The 6,502-nt window shown below is 55.3% G+C and carries 7 protein-coding genes and 1 pseudogene; 4 read left to right on the top strand and 4 right to left on the bottom strand.

Features of this window, described 5'->3' with window-relative positions:
* Positions 1–167 precede the first annotated feature (167 nt).
* Positions 168–872 carry a succinate dehydrogenase iron-sulfur subunit gene (locus GPM19_RS10475; protein WP_160418997.1) on the bottom strand — a complete coding sequence of 235 codons (705 nt, stop codon included), beginning with the start codon at positions 870–872 and terminating at the stop codon, positions 168–170.
* A 72-nt stretch (positions 873–944) separates the two neighbouring features.
* Positions 945–1,298 carry a hexameric tyrosine-coordinated heme protein gene (locus GPM19_RS10470; protein WP_202114790.1) on the bottom strand — a complete coding sequence of 118 codons (354 nt, stop codon included), beginning with the start codon at positions 1,296–1,298 and terminating at the stop codon, positions 945–947.
* Positions 1,299–1,532: 234 nt separating this feature from the next.
* Between GPM19_RS10470 and GPM19_RS15260 the strand changes: the two genes are divergently transcribed.
* The 3 genes from GPM19_RS15260 (at position 1,533) to GPM19_RS10455 (ending at position 2,592) form a co-directional block, all read left to right on the top strand.
* Positions 1,533–1,682 (top strand): aldo/keto reductase, encoded by a 150-nt coding sequence (locus tag GPM19_RS15260; RefSeq protein ID WP_202114789.1) that lies wholly within the window; start codon positions 1,533–1,535, stop codon positions 1,680–1,682.
* Between the two features lie 170 nt (positions 1,683–1,852).
* Positions 1,853–2,242, top strand: a complete 390-nt coding sequence (locus GPM19_RS10460) for a DUF488 domain-containing protein (RefSeq protein WP_160418972.1) — start codon at positions 1,853–1,855, stop codon at positions 2,240–2,242.
* Between the two features lie 113 nt (positions 2,243–2,355).
* On the top strand, positions 2,356–2,592 hold the full coding sequence (locus GPM19_RS10455; RefSeq protein ID WP_160418971.1) for a hypothetical protein: 237 nt from the start codon (positions 2,356–2,358) through the stop codon (positions 2,590–2,592).
* A gap of 294 nt (positions 2,593–2,886) precedes the next feature.
* Here GPM19_RS10455 and GPM19_RS10450 read toward each other — a convergent pair whose 3' ends face one another.
* Entirely contained in the window at positions 2,887–3,681 is a 795-nt protein-coding gene (locus tag GPM19_RS10450; protein WP_160418970.1) for a 2OG-Fe dioxygenase family protein, read from the bottom strand.
* 345 nt (positions 3,682–4,026) lie between these two features.
* Between GPM19_RS10450 and GPM19_RS10445 the strand changes: the two genes are divergently transcribed.
* The gene (locus tag GPM19_RS10445) at positions 4,027–5,817 is read left to right on the top strand and encodes a putative bifunctional diguanylate cyclase/phosphodiesterase (protein WP_160418969.1); all 1,791 of its coding nucleotides are present in this window, start codon (positions 4,027–4,029) and stop codon (positions 5,815–5,817) included.
* Here the strand turns inward: GPM19_RS10445 and GPM19_RS10440 are convergent.
* Positions 5,808–6,083, bottom strand: a pseudogene (locus GPM19_RS10440) (transposase); the annotation flags it as partial. The gene GPM19_RS10445 and the pseudogene GPM19_RS10440 overlap by 10 nt on opposite strands.
* Between the last annotated feature and the right edge of the window lie 419 nt (positions 6,084–6,502).

The following is a 6,502-nucleotide window of genomic DNA, read 5'->3' as shown; positions in this document are numbered from 1 at the left end:
TCGCCTATGTGATGAGGTACATCGCCTGCTCGGTGGTTACGGAACTGATCACACGATTAATTTTGAATAGGCACTTAGCTCGTCATGAAACTCAACGATCCAATGCAACAGATCCTGAACTTGACGGAATGCCATGCGACCCTCCTTTCTGGCTAAATCATGAATACTTAGCTGCCGTGTCTCAGCAACATGGCTTTGATGTGTCCGATGGCGCGCATCGGGTTGAGTCCTTTAGGACAAACCCAGGTGCAGTTGGCGATTTGACGACAGCGGAACACACTGAAGGGATCATCGAGTTCAGCCAGCCGTGCTTCAGTGGCAGTATCGCGACTGTCGATCAAGAACCGGTAGGCTTGGATGAGGCCCGCAGGCCCGATGTACTTTTCGGGATTCCACCACCAGGAGGGACAAGCCGAGCTGCAGCAGGCGCACAGGATGCATTCGTAGAGGCCGTCGAGTTTCTCACGGTCCTCGGGGCTTTGACGGCGCTCGGTCGTTGAAGGCGGCTCGTCGTTAATCAGCCAGGGGCGAATCTTCTCGAACTGCCGGAAAAAGAGTCCCAAGTCGACGGCCAGATCTCGGATCACCGGCATCCCCGGTAGCGGACGCAGGGTCAGGGTATCCGATTTGCCCAGTACCTCCTCCACCGGCGTGATGCAGGCCAAACCGTTCTTGCCGTTGATGTTCATGCCATCGGAACCGCATACCCCCTCCCGACAGGAGCGTCGGTAAACAAGCGTGGCATCTTGCTGCTTCAGGTGCTCAAGAACATCGAGCACCATGGCCCTGCGAAAACGCTCATCCACCTCTCGCGTTTCGACGCGAGGCACAGTGTCTTCTTCCGGATTGTAGCGATAAAGGCGCACCTTGATCATGACTGCTCTCCTCGTGGGGTCATACCGTTAAATAGATCAAGGGCAGGCCTCGGTGAGAATCGTTCCACATCACTTTCGCCAGTAGTCGTTGGCTGCAGCAACGGTCTGAAAATGCGTGGCGACCACATGGGAGGCCGCGATCAAACTATCGGGGTCTTGCGCATATTCAGGACGCAGTTCCTTGCGTACCTCGGCATCTGGCTGAGTGGTAGCCACACCTTTCTGGGACAGAGTGATGGCCAGAGCAAAGCCTTCCTGGGGCGTCTCGGTGATCAAGCTCGGCAGCCAGACATCACTGGAATCTCTTGCTTCGGCTTCGTGAGTATCCGCCGTGGCGATGCTGCCCATTGCCAGTGTAACGGCCAGCATCACGGTACCTGCAGCCTTGCCAAGCGGGAAAAGTACTCGATCGGAAGTCGACATAGAATCCTCCTGCATTGTCGTATATCACGGTTTGCTGGCACCCGCCTTAAGATGCGTAAAAAATACCTATTTTAAGATAGCGCATACCACTTCACCGTCAATACATCGGTATGAGAAACCCTCTTCCATGTCACTCCCTTGAATAGAAAATATCACGCTCAGTCTCATTCATAGTACAGCCCATGAGCCACCTGAAATCCTGTGATTTTCTGCTCCAGTCCACAGGTAGCGAAGTTGAATTTAAGCCATGTATGCGAGGCATCACTGAGGCGGCTCAGTGTCGAGCAAATCGATCTCTATTACGCCCATCGCGTCAACCCGGATGTACCCATCGAAGAGACGATGGGGTTGGAACCGCTCGTCAATTGGCTGGGAGAGCGATAGTGATCATAGCGGGGCTTTAACGTTGGGATAAATCAAGGTGACTTCCCATTCATACAAATTGATTAAGGCCCTCTCACCTACTGAAGAGGCAAGACACGCTATCCTGAAGTCACCACCAGCAAAAGAGCCTGCTGGTGGCGGCATTGCTTTCAATGGGAGGTATTTTCTTCATGAGTGATAACAAAGCGCCCGAAACGATTCGCTGCAAGCGCGCCTATGAAAAAGCCGAGAAGAGTGACGGCTATCGGGTACTTGTCGATAGGATATGGCCACGAGGTGTGCGCAAGGAAACCCTCGCCCTAGATGCTTGGCAAAAGGAACTGGCGCCATCCAACAAACTGCGTCGGTGGTTCGGCCATGATCCCCAGCGCTGGGCAGGCTTTTATCAAAAGTACTTCCGCGAACTCAAGGAGAAGCAGCAGACCATCGACGAACTTTTGGAAGCCTGTGGTGACAGGCCCTTGACGCTTGTCTATGCCGCCAAGGACGACGAGCACAACAATGCCGTGGCGCTGAAAAAATTTCTCGAAGAATACATAGCCGACAGCCAACAGACCTAAGTCCTGCTTCATTTCCAATCGTTTGTGCAGGTTACCGCTCACTGGCCGGGACTCAGGGTACTGCCCCCTACCCCTCTGGGTGAGTGACGGTATTAGCGCCAGGGTCTGTCTTCATGATCGATCCTCGAGACGTCATCGCCTACTCGCGGTTCTTCATGTTCGGCCCTTGGTGCCGCGGTGAACCGGCACTTACTATGGCCTTTGCTGACGTCTGGTGGCCCATTCCGTCGCCTCTCGACGCCGGTAGCACGGTGGCAGACCACCAGACCTCCCAGGGTAAGGTGTGCGACCTTCCCGCTTATGCCTGTCGGATATACGTCATAGCGTTCCGTGCAAGTAGCGGGCTTTGATGATAGTTGCCATCTCACCCCGCCATGACGCCTCGTATCCGCTTTCTGTTCGGCTAGGCGCCCCCGTCGAGCCAGCGTTTTGCCTCGGGCTTCCTTCAGATTCCCCCTCGCGGGAGACACCCTTGCCGTCGGCTAGCACTTCCCCTTGCCGGGCGTGCAGGGGACATTCACCCCCAGCACCACCCTCGGGATCAGCGCCAGTCAGGCGCTGCGCGCCATGCCTGGCGCACAACCAAGACGCCCCCGGAGTTCCGGGGGCGTTGGTGTTGCTAGGTTCTCAGTTTACCGAGAGTGTCAGTCGCTCTCATTGAGGACCGCTTCCGGGAAGTGGCGACGCAACATCCGGTTCTGGAAGTCGTCCACGAAGCGGCTGTTGATGATGATGATGAACCGCTCGAAGGGTGCCTCGCTGTCGAGCTGTTCGATCCCGTCGACACTGTGGAATAGCCGGTCATCGCGCAGATGAAGGATATCACCCGGATTCAGGGTGATATCGACCAAGGGTTGCGTGCCAGCCTTGTCTGCGTAGAGGTGGTTTTCGGCGCCCGCCACGTTTTCCCGATTGATGACAAGAATGCTTAGGGCCTTGCAGCCATCGGCATGAATTCCCTGTCCCTGAAGGGGGTCGATGTTGCTTTCTCCGCGAACCCCGGTGATCTGCATCAGAATGGGTTCGTGCGCACCGATACTCCACAGCCTTGCCCAGGCGCGAACGAAGGCCTTCACATCGGGGCGTACCATGAATTCCCGAGTCAGCGGATCATAGTACCGCAGGCGATCCGCCATGCTTTCCGCGTCGTTGAAGTCCCCCCCCTGGGCCATGGGGCATTGGCCCATATCCTCGACATCTCCCTGATCATTCAGGGCGAGCCATGACATCCGCTTCCATCGCTGGTTAACATAGGGATCGCGCGGCAGGTCAGCGGTAAACCCCTGCCAGGCGGTCAGATCGATTCGCTCCCGAATATCGGTTTTCGCCCAATCCTGATGCCTCAGCGCCTCGGTCACTCCCGGATTCCAATAATCGGCGCGTGAATCGGCAGGCATGGAGGTGAGGTCGAAATCGTGCTTGAGAGTATCGAGTTTCATGTTGGTATTCTCCTGTTAACTGGGCGGAATTGCCCGGTGTTGCCGTTGTAAACACTGCGGTCAACAGGAGGAAAATGAAAAGATTTGCAAGAATATGTCAAAAGAAGTGTACTAAAAAAGAGTGTTTTTTTTGAAAACAGGATCAAGCCATTGATGACGTATATGTGTAGGTTATCTCCTAGAAATAGGTGTAGGATAATCACAACAAAGTGCCTATTGTTGCCATTATGATGGCTTTTGACAGTGTTTTTTCTTTAAGTGGATCCCATGACTGCCAGCGATTCCCGACATCACAGAGATCCGGAACGCCTAAAGAAGAACCGCAGGGAGTTTTCCGGTGCGCTCGTGTTGAAGGTGTCAAAGACACCTTCAACTGATGGCATCGATTCGCATGATGCCTGCAGGGAAGAAGTCGAGTTAGTACGCCGCCAATATCTGGAGAGTGAGCAGCGATTCCGCGCCCTGCTGGAGAGTCTGTCGAAGGTGGCGGTTCAGGGTTATGATCGCGATCGGCGAGTGATTTACTGGAATGAGGGTAGCACTCGTCTCTATGGCTATACCGCTGAGGAAGCCCAGGGACAGTTACTGGAAGATCTGATCATTCCTGCCTTCATGCGTGACGGGGTGATCCAGGCGCATGGTGCCTGGATCAAAGAAGGGGTCGATATACCCGCCGATGAACTCGAGCTCAAGCACAAAACCGGCGAACTGGTATCGGTCTTTTCGCAGCATCTGATGCTCAATGAGCACACCGACTCACCCTTGATGTTCTGCGTAGATGTCGATCTTTCCGACCAAAAGCGCGCCCACCGTGACCTGGAATTCGCCACCCGTTTCGACAGGCTCACCCATCTCCCTAACCGCCAGACCTTCGAGGTCGACATGGACAGTCTGTTGGATTCCTGTCGACGCCAGGGCAATGGCCTGGCAACCATCTACCTGGACATCGATCACTTCGTCGAGATCAATGATGCCCTTGGCTATGATCAGGGCGATCGCCTGCTCATTGAGCTGACTCGGCGACTGAGAGAGTGCCAGCGAGTCACTGACCTGGTATCCCGTGTCTCTAGCGATGAATTCGTGCTGGCCTTTCCCGGCGTCCACTTGGACCCCGATGTCAGACGGATCGTTCGTCATATCCAGAATGTCTTTCGGGAACCTTTCGTCCTGGATGGTCGGGAGCGTCAGGTCACGGCTTGCCTGGGTGTGGCGCTCTTTCCCGAGAATGGTGAATCGTCACGCGAATTGATCCGTAATGCCGATGTTGCCAAGAATCGTGCCAAACTGGATGGTCGGGGTGCTGTACGTTTCTTCCAACAGAAGCTCCATGATGAGCTGGTTCGCCAGCACTATCTCTCGGCGCGACTCGAGGAAGCCCTGGATAACGGTGAATTCTCCCTCCACTACCAGCCCCAGGTCTCGGCGGCCAGTGGGCGAATAGAGAATCTCGAGGCCTTGATACGCTGGGAGCCTGCCGAGGGCCCGCCGATCTCGCCTGCCGAGTTTATCCCGCTGGCCGAGCGTTCCGGTGTGATCCATCGTCTGGGCGACTGGGTCATCGAAGAGGCTTGCCGCCAGCAGGTGGAATGGCGTGCCAAGGGATTTCATGAGCACCGCATCGACATCAATGTCTCGGGTCGTCAACTGGTGCGTCCCGATGCCCTCAAGAGCTTCGAGGACTCGCTGCAGCGTCACGGCTTAGGTCCGCGGGATATCGGCATCGAATTGACCGAGAATGTCCTGATCGAAGCCGAAGAGACCGTCCTCGAGGACCTGTGGCGCCTCTATCATCGCGGTATTCGCATTGCTATCGACGACTTCGGGACCGGTTATTCCTCCCTGAGCTATCTCAAGCACTTTCCAGTCACCGCCCTGAAGATCGATCGCTCCTTCATCCACGACGCTCCCACACAGCCGAAGGATAGGGCCATCATGGAGGGTGCCATCTTCATCGGTCATCGGTTGGGATTGGAAGTGGTGGCCGAGGGCGTCGAGAACGCCGAACAGTTGTCATTGCTTCGCGAAATGCATTGTGACCTCGTCCAGGGGTTCTTCTTCTACCGTCCGATGCCTGCCAAGGAAATCGACCGCCTGCTGGGCGGTTTCGTGCCTAGTCACGAAGGGCTGTCGAGCTGATCGGCATGGTGAAGATGTTCCAGTAACGTCTGGTGTAGACGCTCCCAGACACCGGTCTCCTGCCAGTCGCGCAAGCGACGCCAACAGGTGACGCCTGAGCCGCAGCCCATCTCCCAAGGGATGCCTGAGCGCAGGACAAACAGGATGCCTGTTAGGGCGTCGCGGTTGGAGATGGGCGGGCGGCCGCCACGCGGCTTGGGCTTCGGCGGTGGCAGCAGCGGCTCGACAAGGGACCAGAGTTCATCGGATACGATCTTTTTAGCCATACCGAAAATCTAGGAATGGCTGAGGCTACTTTCAAGGTTTTGAAAGGAACACTAGGTGTTTGGTCCCGCAAAGAAAAATATACCAAGAACGTCCATAGCTTCGGCAACTGGGTAACCCAAGATGGCGGCCAAACCGTTTCTGTAACTATTGCGCTAAAAAACCCCATCTGTACGAGAAAGCCCGCGTTGGCCATATTCTCTTTGTGATGGTGATAGCCGGACCACAACCCAAGCCGAAGCCCTAAATATTCTTTCATAAGACGCTTCCAGACTGTTATCAAAACGTGAAGATTTGTTATGCCTAAAAAAGGATTAACGAGCATGCTGCCTTTGCCGACAATTTCCCGTAAACGGCCAGCTCTGGTCAAAGGCCAGCGGCCCGTTGGCTGCCAAAGCGATTCTCGATGGTATCGAAGAAA

This window comes from Vreelandella zhuhanensis, assembly GCF_009793355.1.
Taxonomy (GTDB): domain Bacteria; phylum Pseudomonadota; class Gammaproteobacteria; order Pseudomonadales; family Halomonadaceae; genus Vreelandella; species Vreelandella zhuhanensis.
This window is presented reverse-complemented; position numbering and strand designations above follow the sequence as displayed.

Excerpts from the sequence above, each read along its gene's own strand:
- GPM19_RS10455 (WP_160418971.1), top strand. The coding sequence starts at position 2,356 with ATGATCGATCCTCGAGACGTCATCGCCTACTCGCGGTTCTTCATGTTC.
- GPM19_RS10460 (WP_160418972.1), top strand. The coding sequence starts at position 1,853 with ATGAGTGATAACAAAGCGCCCGAAACGATTCGCTGCAAGCGCGCCTAT.
- GPM19_RS10450 (WP_160418970.1), bottom strand. The coding sequence starts at position 3,681 with ATGAAACTCGATACTCTCAAGCACGATTTCGACCTCACCTCCATGCCT.
- GPM19_RS10470 (WP_202114790.1), bottom strand. The coding sequence starts at position 1,298 with ATGTCGACTTCCGATCGAGTACTTTTCCCGCTTGGCAAGGCTGCAGGT.